Source organism: Vogesella oryzae (genome assembly GCF_902829295.1).
GTDB lineage: Bacteria > Pseudomonadota > Gammaproteobacteria > Burkholderiales > Chromobacteriaceae > Vogesella > Vogesella oryzae.
Genome location: NZ_CADEPL010000055.1, coordinates 29,928 through 42,185 on the forward strand (window position 1 = coordinate 29,928; position 12,258 = coordinate 42,185).

General features: G+C 63.0%; 13 protein-coding genes. 10 read left to right on the forward strand and 3 right to left on the reverse strand.

The window, feature by feature from the left end; all coding sequences use genetic code 11:
* The first annotated feature begins 28 nt into the window (after positions 1-28).
* The 3 genes from HU218_RS15085 to HU218_RS15095 all read left to right on the forward strand — a co-directional run bounded on the left by HU218_RS15085 (position 29) and on the right by HU218_RS15095 (position 1,268).
* Positions 29-457: a hypothetical protein gene (locus tag HU218_RS15085; RefSeq protein ID WP_174875765.1), complete on the forward strand. Its 429-nt coding sequence runs from the start codon at positions 29-31 to the stop codon at positions 455-457.
* Entirely contained in the window at positions 454-867 is a 414-nt protein-coding gene (locus HU218_RS15090) for a YchJ family protein (protein ID WP_174875766.1), read from the forward strand. Before HU218_RS15085 ends, HU218_RS15090 begins: the two co-directional genes overlap by 4 nt.
* Before the next feature lie 92 nt (positions 868-959).
* Entirely contained in the window at positions 960-1,268 is a 309-nt protein-coding gene (locus HU218_RS15095) for a hypothetical protein (RefSeq protein ID WP_174875767.1), read from the forward strand.
* 48 nt (positions 1,269-1,316) lie between these two features.
* On the opposite strand, the gene HU218_RS15100 is transcribed toward HU218_RS15095, so the two are convergent.
* From HU218_RS15100 to dcd, 3 genes are all read right to left on the reverse strand, one after another.
* Complete coding sequence (locus HU218_RS15100; RefSeq protein ID WP_174875768.1) at positions 1,317-1,760, reverse strand: MarR family winged helix-turn-helix transcriptional regulator; 444 nt, start codon at positions 1,758-1,760, stop codon at positions 1,317-1,319.
* Positions 1,757-2,233, reverse strand: a complete 477-nt coding sequence (locus HU218_RS15105; RefSeq protein ID WP_174875769.1) for a glutathione peroxidase — start codon at positions 2,231-2,233, stop codon at positions 1,757-1,759. The genes HU218_RS15100 and HU218_RS15105 overlap by 4 nt, the downstream gene beginning before the upstream one ends.
* A 271-nt stretch (positions 2,234-2,504) precedes the next feature.
* Positions 2,505-3,074 carry a dCTP deaminase gene (gene dcd / locus HU218_RS15110; protein WP_174875770.1) on the reverse strand — a complete coding sequence of 190 codons (570 nt, stop codon included), beginning with the start codon at positions 3,072-3,074 and terminating at the stop codon, positions 2,505-2,507.
* A 164-nt stretch (positions 3,075-3,238) separates the two neighbouring features.
* Between dcd and bfr the strand changes: the two genes are divergently transcribed.
* From bfr to HU218_RS15145, 7 genes are all read left to right on the forward strand, one after another.
* The gene (gene bfr, locus HU218_RS15115) at positions 3,239-3,727 is read left to right on the forward strand and encodes a bacterioferritin (protein WP_174875771.1); all 489 of its coding nucleotides are present in this window, start codon (positions 3,239-3,241) and stop codon (positions 3,725-3,727) included.
* A 152-nt stretch (positions 3,728-3,879) separates the two neighbouring features.
* Positions 3,880-4,620 (forward strand): response regulator, encoded by a 741-nt coding sequence (locus tag HU218_RS15120; protein ID WP_174875772.1) that lies wholly within the window; start codon positions 3,880-3,882, stop codon positions 4,618-4,620.
* Positions 4,617-7,202: an ATP-binding protein gene (locus HU218_RS15125; protein ID WP_174875773.1), complete on the forward strand. Its 2,586-nt coding sequence runs from the start codon at positions 4,617-4,619 to the stop codon at positions 7,200-7,202. The genes HU218_RS15120 and HU218_RS15125 overlap by 4 nt, the downstream gene beginning before the upstream one ends.
* Positions 7,203-7,341: 139 nt before the next feature.
* A complete protein-coding gene (locus tag HU218_RS15130) occupies positions 7,342-8,616 on the forward strand; it encodes an ABC transporter substrate-binding protein (protein ID WP_246211259.1) in 1,275 nt (424 codons plus the stop codon).
* Positions 8,617-8,696: 80 nt separating this feature from the next.
* Positions 8,697-9,635 (forward strand): carbohydrate ABC transporter permease, encoded by a 939-nt coding sequence (locus tag HU218_RS15135; RefSeq protein ID WP_174875774.1) that lies wholly within the window; start codon positions 8,697-8,699, stop codon positions 9,633-9,635.
* A 1-nt stretch (position 9,636) separates the two neighbouring features.
* Positions 9,637-10,473 (forward strand): carbohydrate ABC transporter permease, encoded by an 837-nt coding sequence (locus HU218_RS15140; protein WP_174875775.1) that lies wholly within the window; start codon positions 9,637-9,639, stop codon positions 10,471-10,473.
* A 166-nt stretch (positions 10,474-10,639) separates the two neighbouring features.
* Positions 10,640-12,256, forward strand: a complete 1,617-nt coding sequence (locus HU218_RS15145) for an alpha-amylase family glycosyl hydrolase (RefSeq protein WP_174875776.1) — start codon at positions 10,640-10,642, stop codon at positions 12,254-12,256.
* The last annotated feature ends 2 nt before the right edge of the window (positions 12,257-12,258 follow it).

The following is a 12,258-nucleotide window of genomic DNA, read 5'->3' on the forward strand; positions in this document are numbered from 1 at the left end:
TACAATAACGGCCATGAACAGACTATTCATGGCCGTTTTGCTTGGCGCGCTCGCTGGCTGCGCCAACTTGCCCCAATTCTCGTTCCCTTCCTCTGCGCCTGCTTCCCGCACCGCCAATGCTGCCGATGCGCTGTTGACCGAGGCGGACCGCCTAGCCGACAAGGTTGGCCGCGGCGAAATCAACCGTGTCGATGCCGCCGAGAAGCTGGGCGAGATGCGGATCAAGCTGGTCGGGCGCAATCTGGTGGATGACGACGTCTACCGGCTCTACTACCAGATTTCGCAGCTGCGCGATGCCGGCAAACTCGATGGCGACAGCGCCCGCAAGCAGATGGAAGACCGCCTGAAATACTGGCAGCGGCGCTGGCCCGGCCTGCAGAACAAGCCAGCCAACCCTGCTTTCACCCAGTTCATGTTCAAGGTCTACGGCCTGTCGCCACTTCCGGTCAATAAATGAAAAAGCACAGCAAACCGGCGGCTGTGGACAATTGTCCCTGCGGCCAACCTTTGCCGTATACCAGCTGTTGCGGCAGGTTTCATCGTGGGGAGTTGCCGGCCACGGCCGAGCAGCTGATGCGTTCGCGCTACTGTGCCTATGTGCTGGCTGACGAGAGCTACCTGCTAACTAGCTGGGCCAGCAGCACGCGACCGCAGACGCTGGACCTGGCTGCCGATGCCGCGGTGAAGTGGCTGGGCTTGCAGGTGCAGCAAACCACTGCCGGGCAGGCTGCCGACCAGACCGGCACGGTGCGGTTTGTTGCCCGTTACAAGCTGGCGGGCCGTGCTTACCGACTGCAGGAAAACAGCCGTTTTATCCGCGAAGACGGTGCCTGGCGTTATCTGGATGGCGACGTTGACGAGGGCTGATTGCCCGTTATCAAGCTATAACCAATTGTGCCTTGGCTTCTCTCACTGGTGTGCCATGCTGGTGTTGAACACTTTTCACCAGGAGGCCCGTCATGACCGATGTTCTCTACGATTTTGTCAAACAGCTGGAAGCGCATCGTGCCGATGGCAAGGATCTGGCTCCGTTGCTGCATGCCCCGGCAGTAAGGCAGTTATCCGTTCCGCTTTGTCACGAGTGCTGTACGGAGCTGCGCGCCATGGCTGCCGTGTTCCAGTGTGATGAGGCCCAGCTGGCCGGGGCCATTCTGCGTGGCGCGCTGCGGCACATGCAGGCGCATCTGGACGAGGATCTGGATGAACTGGCGACCATAGCCAGCCAGCTGGTCGATAGTCCCTGCCAGAAAGCCAGCGAATCCATCTGATGGATCACAAACAGCAATGAAGAAGGCGCCCGCGGGCGCCTTCTTCATTTATGGTTGGCTGCTACCTTGCAACAGGCGCGTCAGCTGATGCAGGGTGTCGCGCAATTGCGCGCTGTGCTCGCCGCCGGCATCGCCAAAGCGACAGGAAAGCGTGGCAGGAATGACCGCTGCCTGTTCTTCAAGCGCCTTGCCGGTCTGGGTGAGGTGGATCAGCACACTGCGTTCATCGTCCTTGCTGCGCTGGCGTTGCAGCAGACCAGCGCTTTCCAGCCGTTTCAGTAGCGGGGTGAGGGTGCCGGAATCCAGCTGTAGCCGTTCGCCCAATCGCTTGACGGTGATGCCGTCCTGCTCCCACAGCACCAGTAACGCCAGATATTGCGGGTAGGTCAGCCCCAGTGGTGCCAGCAGTGGCTGGTAAACCTGGGTCATCGCACGGCTGGCAGCATAGAGGGCAAAGCACAGCTGCCGGTCCAGTTGCAGCTGCGGTTTCATAGCAGTGCCTTGATGTGCTCGGCCAGTGCCTGAGGCTTGGTGAGCGAACCGTAGCGGCCAACGACATGGCCATGGCGATCCACCAGAAACTTGGTGAAATTCCACTTGATGCTGCGGCTACCCAGAATGCCGGCCTGCTGTTGCTTGAGGTGTTGCCATAGCGGGTGGGCCTGCGGGCCGTTGACGTCGATCTTTTCGCTCATCAGAAAACTGACGCCATAGTTTTTCTGGCAGAACGCGCCGATTTCAGCGGCGCTGCCAGGCTCCTGCTTGCCAAACTGGTTGCACGGAAAGCCAATGATGACGAGGCCTTCGTCGGCAAACTGGCGGTGCAGTTGCTCCAGTTCCGCGTACTGCGGGGTAAAACCGCAGGCGCTGGCGGTGTTGACCAGCAGCAGCACCTTGTCCTGATAGTCGGCCAGGTTGATATCCTGACCTGCCAGATTGTGCAGCGGGTAGTGATAGAGACTCATGGTGGTATCCGGTACCAGTTTGAAGGGATGTCGGTCATTGTAATAAATATTGTGTGCAATTAAATTGTTTAATTGTATTTTGGGTAAAAAAAGAGCGATGCGGCAAGGGGGAACCACAACGCTCAGGAAGAAACGGCTTGCTGTGCCCAAGCCGGCAATAAGGCTGACCGACTCTGACTTTCATCCTAGAACAGCGCGTCCAAAATGCGAGCGGGAAACGCCGGTGCAATGAAAAAAGCGGCCAGCTGGCCGCTTTTTTTGCTGTCCGCTGTTACGGGCGGGGCAGGGTCACACCGACCTGGCCCATGTACTTGCCGGCGCGGTCCTTGTAGGACACATCGCAGATTTCATCCGACTCGAAGAACAGCACCTGGGCCACGCCTTCGTTGGCATAGATCTTGGCAGGCAGCGGCGTGGTGTTGGAGAACTCCAGCGTTACGTAGCCTTCCCACTCCGGTTCGAACGGCGTGACATTGACGATGATGCCGCAGCGGGCATAGGTCGACTTGCCCAGGCAAACCGTCAGTACCGAACGCGGAATGCGGAAGTATTCCACGGTCCGGGCCAGCGCGAAGCTGTTCGGCGGAATGATGCAGTAGCCCTTGCCGGAGACTTCCACGAAAGAATCCGGGTCAAAGTTTTTCGGGTCGACGATGGTGCTGTTGATATTGGTGAACACCTTGAACTCGTCGGCACAGCGGATATCGTAGCCATAGCTGGAGGTGCCGAAGGAAATTACCTTCTGCCCGTCGACATTCTTCACCTGGTCGTAGACGAAGGGCTCGATCATGCCCTGTTCTTCCGCCATGCGGCGGATCCACTTGTCCGATTTGATAGTCATCGTCTGTTCTGCATTCTGTAAGCGCGGGAATCGGCAGATTGTACTGGCTCCAATCTGGCTGCGCCACCAGGGGTGGTGGTGGCCGGGTAAAGGACACAGACATCTTTCCGGCGCTGGTCTAGAATCCGGACACAGTCGTCACGATAAAAAGACAAGGACCCCCTATGCAAGGCTCTCCCAAAATCATCGATCTGCTGAACGAACTGCTGGCAGAGGAACTGTCGGCTGCCGACCAGTATTTCATTCACGCCGAGATGTATAAGGACTGGGGGCTGCACAAGCTGTTCGAACGTATCGATCACGAACGCGAGGACGAACTGGAGCATGCCCGCAGCCTGATTGCCCGCATTCTGTTCCTGGGCGGTCGGCCGGATGTGGCCAAGCGGGTGCCGATTGCCGTCGGCGAGGATGTGCCCGCCATGCTGCGCAATGACCTGGACGTGGAATACCGCGTGGCCAAGGCGCTGAAGAGCGTGATCGCCGTTTGCGAGAAAGAGCGGGACTATGTGACCCGCGACGGCTTGATGGTGCTGCTGGAAGAAACCGAAAACGATCATGCCCACTGGCTGGAACAGCAGCTCAAACTGATCGAACTGACCGGTCTTGCCAATTACCAGCAATCGCAGCTGGCTGGTAACGGCAGTATCAGCTAAAGCTGGTCTGGAAGTGCCGTGTTGCCAATCTGACCGCACGCCCTGCATGCATCGGCACGCAGGGTTTTTTATTGCCTTCGATTTGAAATAATTGAAACACACGTCACGCCGCTTTCTGTTAAACCTGATGGTAAAAAAACAGGGAGACAGCAATGGACGACAGGCATGCCGTGTTGATCGTGGATGACGAGGCTGACATCCGCGACTGGTTGGCCGAGCTGCTACAGGATTGCGGCTATGCAGTAGTGGGGGCGGCCAACGGTTGCCAGATGCAGGCGGCGTTACAGCAGCATGCTTTCGCGCTAGTCGTGTTGGACCTGCGGCTGAAGGGCGAGGATGGCTTGCAGCTGGCGCGCACGCTGCGAGCGCAGTCGGCAGTGCCCATCATCATGATGAGTGGTAAGGGCGACGAGGCTGACCGTGTACTGGGGCTGGAGCTGGCCGCCGACGACTACCTGACCAAGCCATTTTCCGGGCGTGAATTTCTGGCCCGCGTCCGCGCCGCGCTGCGTCGCGCCACAGAACTGTCGCTGCCCATGTTGCGCAAGCAGGGTGAGGCGCACGAATGTTACTGCTTTCACGACTGGATTCTGGACACCACCGCCCGCGAGCTGCGCCATAACCGCGGCGGCGAGCCGTGCCCGCTCACCCAGGGCGAGTACGCGTTGCTGGCGGCGCTGGTGCGCCATCCCGGCCGGGTGTGGAGCCGCGAACAGTTATTGGAACAGACCCGGGGCATGGATACCGAGGTGTTTGACCGCACCATTGATGTACTGATCCTGCGCCTGCGCCGCAAAATCGAGCCCAACCCGCGTCTGCCGGCGCTGATCTGCACCGAGCGGGGTATCGGTTATGTGTTTCGCGCCAGTGTCAGCAAGGCCCATGCCGAATGATACCGACCCTACTGCGACAGCTGCGTACACAGCCCATCCGCGCCCGGCTGCAGGCGGCGTTCGTGTTGCTGTTCGCGCTGATGCTGGTGGTGATCGTGGTCAGTATCAGCGCCATGCGCAATACACAGGAGACACTGACCAGCTTCCGCGAGGAGGTGATGCCGGAACTGGCGCGTGTGCTGGAGCTGGCAGAGAAGGTGTCGCAGATCGCTGCCATTGCACCGACGCTGGCCGATAGTTATGCACCGGAAACGATGTCGAATGACATCAACCGGTTGCAGGCACTTACCCGCGAAATCCGTCAGCTATCGCAGAGCCTGCCGCCCGAGGCCGACCGGCAACTGGCGGTCAGCAGCATGCTGGAAGGCGCCGAGCGCGACTTGTCGCAGCTGTTGTTGCTGTCTGCACAGCGCCGCAGTAGCCAGCAGATACTCAACACCTATATGGCCCGCCTCGATGAACTGGGTGGCAGGTTGGCCGCACAGCACGCCGAACAGGCGCGGCGGGCGCCAACGCTGATTCCGCTATGGCAGACGCTACTGGCAGTGCCGTTATCGCGTGACCGTGCCCGGCTTGGCGAGCTGGAAGCCAGCGCCGAAGCGCTAATGCTGGCCATGGCGCGCCGTGGTGAAACCGCCCAGTTACCCGACTGGCTGGTGGTGGAACTGGAAGTGATGGTGCAGGCGCCGCAGAACCTGTTCGAGCAGCAGCGCGCATTGACCGAAAGCGGCGAGCGCATTGCCGTGCTGCTGCAGCTGTACCGCAGTAATGCCGAGCACCTCAGCTACCGCACGGCCGGCTATGTGCAAGCCATCCGCCAGCACGCCGATGACCGCAGTGGCCAGATGGCGGCCGAGCTCCGTTCCGGCAGCAGCAGCGCCTTGTTACTGGCCGCCATCGGCGTGGTAGTGGCCATGCTGGCAGCCGCCTACGTGCGCCGCGTGGCGCAGCGCATGCAGGCTATCTCCAGTGTGATGAGCCGACTGGCGGGTGGCGATACCGAGCAGCTGACACCGGCTACCGAGCAGGCCGACGAAATCGGCGATCTGGCGCGCGCGTTTCAGGTTTTTCGTGACAACCTGCTGGAAAAGCAGCGCTTGTCACACGGTATCGAAGCGCAGCGCCGGCTGTTGCAGACGGTCTTCCGCAGCATGCACGACGGCCTGTCGGTGTACGACGAAGACGGCAAGCTGATGGTGTGGAACCCGCAGTTTCCGGCCCAGCTGGGCATGACGCCCGATTGCCTGTACAGCGGCATGCCGTATACCGCGCTGCGAGCCGCCATGCCGGCCGGTACCCGCTGGGAGGCGGTGGCCGGCGATACTGTGGCACGGCCGGACGACAGCCATCGCATTGCCAGTCACGCCGAGCTGCACCTGCCGGGCGGCCGCGTGCTGGAGTTCATGAGCCATGCCATGCCGGAAGGTGGCTGGGTGGCCGTATGCCGCGACGTGTCGGCGCGCCGCGCTGCCGAGGCGCAGCTTCAGCAGATGCAGAAAATGGAAGTGCTGGGCCAGCTCACCGGCGGCGTGGCACACGACTTCAACAATATCCTGATCGCCATCCTGGGCAACCTGGAGCTGCTGGAGCAGCGTGCCGACCTGCCGGCCGAGGCGCGGCAGCGGTTGGAGCGGGCACAGGCTGCGGCCAACAAGGCGGCGGCGCTGACGCGGCGGCTGCTGGCCTTTGCCCGCCGGCAGCCCTTGTGTACAGAACGGGTGGACGTGGGCGACATGCTGTACGAGATGCTGGACCTGGTGGAATACAGCGTCAGCGACGGCATTCGCGTCAGCGTGGACGCGCCGGAAGGCATGGCGGTGCAGGTGGACCGCGGCCAGCTGGAAAACGCCATCCTCAACCTGGCCCTCAATGCCGCGCAGGCGATGGGCGAGCACGGCAGCCTGCAGCTGCGGGTTAGCCGCATCCAGCGCGATGGTCGCGACTGGGTGGCCATCAATGTGCAGGATGACGGGCCGGGCATCCCGCCCGATGTGTTGCCGCACGTGCTGGAGCCGTTCTTCACCACCAAGGCGCAGGGCAAGGGCAGCGGGCTGGGGCTGTCCATCGTCTACGGTTTTGTGAAGCAGAGCGGTGGCGAGCTGGCCATCCACAGTCGGCAGGGCGAGGGTACCACGGTGTGTATCGAGCTGCCGGCCAGCGCCGGCCAGCACAGCCCGCAAGCCTGCGCCAGCGCGCTGCCGGCTGTACTGCCGGCCCGTCACGTGCTGCTGGTGGAAGACGACGCCGACGTGCGCGACACCGCACAGCAGCAGTTGGCCGCATTGGGCGCCCGCGTCAGCGTGTTTGCCAGCGAGGCGGCGCTGTTGGGCTGGCTGGCCGCGGGGGGCAAGGCCGACCTGGTGCTGTCCGACGTCATGTTGGGCGAGGGCGGTGATGGTGTGCGCTTGTACCGCACGCTGCAGGCGTCCTACCCCGCGCTGCCGGTGGTGCTCACCTCTGGACTGCCGCCCGAACACCACGCCCGCCGCAGCGACTGGCCGGCGGGCGTGCCGTTCCTCGCCAAGCCTTACCGCCGCGACGATCTGGCGTGCCTGCTGGCCTGGGAACCGGCGGCGCGGTGAGCGATGTTGCAATTGTTAATGGCATCGGCATGAAAATGAAATTGCGCATTAATGTCTCCGCGTTTACATGGCAGGGCGACGGCACCCAGCCGGCCTCCAGGGCCGCTGGTGTGCGGCCAACAACACAACGAGGAGACACATGATGAAATACAGCCTGATCAGTGCTGCCGTGATGATGACCCTGGCTGCCGGTGCCCAGGCCGCCCCGCTGAAGATTTCCTGCGGTGCCGTGGGCCAGGAGCTGGAGCTGTGCAAACAGTCGGTAGCGGAGTGGAGCAAGAAAACCGGTAACGACGTGCAGGTGGTATCCACCCCCAACGATTCCAACGAGCGCCTGGCGCTGTACCAGCAGATCCTCGGCAGCGGCTCCGACAAGATCGACGTGTTCCAGATCGACGTGGTGTGGCCCGGCATTCTGGCCAACCATCTGCTGGACCTGAAGCCGTACACCAACGGTGCCGAGAAGCAGCACTTTGCCGGCATCGTCAGCAACAACACCATTGGCGGCCGCCTGCTGGCCATGCCGTGGTTTACCGATGCCGGCGTGTTGTACTACCGCAAGGACCTGCTGGAAAAATACAAGCAGCCGGTACCCAGGACCTGGGAAGAGCTGACCGCCAGCGCCAGGAAGATCCAGGACGCCGAGCGCGCTGCCGGCAACGACAAGATGTGGGGCTTTGTGTGGCAGGGCCGTGCCTACGAAGGGCTGAGCTGCGACGCGCTGGAATGGGTAGTGAGCTACAAGGGCGGCACCATCATTGACGCGGCCAGCGGTAAAGCCACCATCAATAACCCGCAAGCGGTGAAGGCGCTGACCACCGCCGCCGGCTGGGTGGGCAGCATCACGCCGAAGGCGGTATTGAACTACGGCGAAGAAGAAGCACGCGGCGTGTTCCAGGCCGGCAACGCGGTGTTCATGCGCAACTGGCCGTACGCCTGGGCGCTGGCGCAAAAGCCGGATAGCGCGGTGAACGGCAAGGTCGGCGTGGTGGCGCTACCCAAGGGCGGCGCCGACGGCCGCAACGCCGCCACCCTGGGCGGCTGGCAGCTGGCGGTGTCCAAGTACTCCAAGAACCAGAAGCTGGCCGCCGAGCTGGTGACCTACCTCACCAGCAGCAGCGTGCAGAAAATGCGCGCCATCAACGGTGCCTACAACCCCACCATCGCCGCGTTGTACCGCGACCCGGAAGTGCTGAAAGCCAACCCGTTCTTTGGCGAGCTGTACAACACCTTCACCAGCGCCGTGGGCCGCCCGTCGTCGGTATCGGCCGCCCGCTACAACCAGGTCAGCAACCAGTTCTGGAATGCCACCCACGAGGTGTTGTCCGGCAAGAGCGACGCCAAGACCTCGCTGGCGCAGCTGGACGCCCAGCTGAAGCGCCTGGCGCCGCAAGGTTTCAGCGCCGCCAAGTAAGCCCCTGCCTGTCCTGACCGGGGCAGCCCCGGCTGCGGCCAACCCTGGCCGTAGCAGGCGCCGGCCTCGCGGAGAATCCTATGTCTAGCCCAACCCTGACCGCCACCTTGCCGGCGGGCGGTGCCTTGTCGTCGCTGCAGCGCAGCCGCCAGCGTATGGCCTGGCTGCTGGTGTTGCCCAGCCTGCTGGTGCTGCTGGCCATCGCCGGCCTGCCGCTGGCGCGTACTTTCTTTCTGAGCCTGACCGACGCCCAGCTGTCCGACCTGTCGGCACGGCAGTTTGTCGGCCTCGCCAACTACATCGGCGACGCCGGCGTGCTGGCCGACCCGCAATGGTGGCAGGCGGTGCGCAACACGTTGTGGTTTGCGCTGCTGTCGGTGTCGCTGGAAACCGTATTCGGCCTGGGCGTGGCGCTGATGCTGAACCATCCGTCGCCGCTGAAGGCGCTGCTGCGTGCCGCCGTGCTGGTGCCGTGGGCCATCCCCACCGTGGTGTCGGCCAAGATGTGGACCTGGATGCTGCACGACCAGTTTGGCGTCATCAACGCCATGCTGCTGTCGGCCGGCCTGATCGACGCGCCGCTGGCGTGGACGGCCGACCCCGACCTGGCCTTTACCACCATCGTGCTGGTGGACGTGTGGAAGACCACGCCGTTCATGGCGCTGCTGATCCTGGCCGCGCTGCAGATGGTGCCGGGCGATTGCTACGAAGCGGCGCGCGTGGACGGCGTGCCTACCTGGTCGGTGTTCGTCAACATCACGCTGCCGCTGATCACCCCGGCGGTGCTGGTGGCGATGATCTTCCGCACGCTGGACGCGCTGCGCGTGTTCGACCTGATCTACGTGATGACGTCCAACAGCCGTACCACCAAGAGCATGTCGGTGTACGTGCGCGAGCAGCTGATCGACTTCCAGCTGGCCGGTTACGGCTCGGCCGCCGCCACGCTGCTGTTCCTGCTGATTGCGCTGATCACCCTGTGTTACATGGCGCTGGCGCGCCGCCGCATGGAGGGCCATTGAGATGCTGCCCAAACGTTTGCAGGCCACCGACCTGGCCTATTACCTGTTGCTGCCGCTGGTGCTGGCGTTTTCGCTGTACCCGTTTGCCTACGCCATCGCTACCTCGTTCAAGCAGGGCAGTGCGCTGTTCTCCAGCGATTTCTGGCCCAAAAGCTGGAGCGCGGCCAACTACGTGGCGGTGTTCGCCGAGCAGCCGTTCGGCCAGAACCTGCTGAACTCGGTGCTGGTAGCGGGCGGCGTGGTGCTGCTGTCGCTGACCGTGTCGCTGCTGGCGGCCTACGCGCTGGGGCGGGTGCAGTTCCGTGGCCGCGGCGTGCTGATGATGACCATCCTCGGCGTGTCGATGTTTCCGCAGGTGGCCATCCTGTCCGGCCTGTTCGAGCTGATCTCCTGGCTGGGTCTGTACGACAGCCTGTGGGCGCTGGTGCTGTCCGATCTGATCTTTACGCTGCCGTTTACGGTGTGGGTGCTGGTGACCTTTATGCGCGAGCTGCCACGCGAGCTGGAAGAGGCGGCGCTGATGGACGGCGCCGGCGTGCTGACGGTGATCTTCCGCATCTTCCTGCCGCTGCTGTGGCCGGCGGTGGCGGCTACCTCCTTGCTGGCCTTCATCGCGGCGTGGAACGAGTTTTTGTTTGCGCTCACCTTCACGCTGTCCGGCGAGCAGCGCACGGTGCCGGTGGCCATCGCGCTGATCAGCGGCGCCAGCAGTTACGAACTGCCGTGGGGCAACATTATGGCCGCCTCGGTGATTGTCACCGTGCCGCTGATCGTGCTGGTGCTGATTTTCCAGCGCCAGATCGTGTCGGGCCTGACTGCCGGCGCGGTAAAAGGCTGATTTAACTTTCCATAAGATGCCTGTTTATTACCAGGAAAACCTATTTTCTGCTCGCCGGCATCAAATAACCCGTCGCCAGCTATTCAGCAAATGACGCAGGGTGTCATGGCGACCCCGGATATTATTTCGTGCTTATCGCGGCATTTGTAGCCAAGGAATGAATACGATGCAAAAGAATCAACACTGGTGGCAAAACACCGTGATTTACCAGATTTATCCGCGCAGTTACCAGGACAGTAATGGTGATGGTATTGGTGATCTCCCGGGTATTACCCGCCGCCTGCCGCATATTGCGCAACTGGGCGCCGAGGCGATCTGGATTTCGCCATTCTTTACTTCGCCGATGGCCGATTTCGGTTACGACGTTTCCGATTACTGCGATGTGGACCCGATGTTCGGCACGCTGGACGATTTCCGCGCCCTGGTTGGCCGCGCCCATGAACTGGGGCTGAAAGTGCTGATCGACCTGGTGCTTAGCCATACCTCCGACCAGCACCCGTGGTTTGCCGAAAGCCGCGCCAGCCGCGACAACGCCCGCGCCGACTGGTACGTGTGGGCCGACCCGCGCGCCGATGGCACGCCGCCCAACAACTGGCTCAGCATTTTTGGCGGCAGCGCCTGGCAGTGGGATGCCCGTCGCGGCCAGTACTACCTGCACAATTTCCTCACCAGCCAGCCGGACCTCAACTTCCACCAGCCGGCGGTGCAGGACGCGGTGCTGGACGTGGCGCGCTTCTGGCTGCAGCTGGGGGTGGATGGCTTCCGGCTGGATACCGTCAACTTCTACACCCACGACGCGCAGCTGCGTGACAACCCGCCGCAGCCGGCTGGCAGCTACGCCGGCGGCGTGCCGCGCAGCAACCCGTACGCCTTCCAGCGCCACCTGTACGACAAGACGCAACCGGAAAACCTGACCTTCATCCGCCGCCTGCGCCGCCTGTGCGACGAGTTCAGCGCCATCACCGTGGGGGAGATCGGCGACGATTTGCAGTACCAGACGCTATGCGACTACACCGCCGGCAGCGATCTGCTGCACATGGCCTACGTGTTCACGCTGCTGACCGACGATTGCCACCCGCGCTACCTGCACCGCGTGCTGCAGGAGTACGTGGCCGAGGCCGGTGACGCCACCGTGTGCTGGGCGCTATCCAACCACGACAACATCCGCGTGGTCAGCCGTTGGGCGGCGCTGGGCGGCAGCGAGGCGGCGCGCGCCCGCGTGTTTGCCATGCTGCTGCTGGCGCTGCCGGGGCCGGTGTGCATTTACCAGGGCGAGGAGCTGGGCTGGCCGGAAGCGGAGATCAGCTACGAACAGCTGCAAGACCCGTACGCCAAGGTGCTGTGGCCCGAGTTCAAAGGCCGCGACGGTTGCCGCACGCCGATGGCGTGGGACGACAGCGCCGACGGCGGCTTCGGCAGCGCGCAGCCGTGGCTGCCGCTGTGGCCGGCGCACCGTGCTGCGGCGGTGGCACAACAGTCGGCACAGGCTGACAGCACGCTGGCGTTCTGGCGGCAGTTGCTGGCCTGGCGCCGTCAGCAGCCGGCCTTGCACGGTGGCGATTTCGTGCTGGGCGCGGCCGACGACAGTCTGCTGCGCTTTGGCCGCAGCGGTCATGGCCAGCAGCTGCAGTGTGTGTTCAACCTGGGTAGCACGGCGGCCAACCTGCCGCTGCCGGCAGGCGCCAGCGTGCTGCTGCATAGCGACGGTAGCCAGGCTGCCGGACAAGTCATCGAACTGGCGCCGATGTCGGCTGCCTTCATCCAGCTGGCCGTGGAGGGCTGATC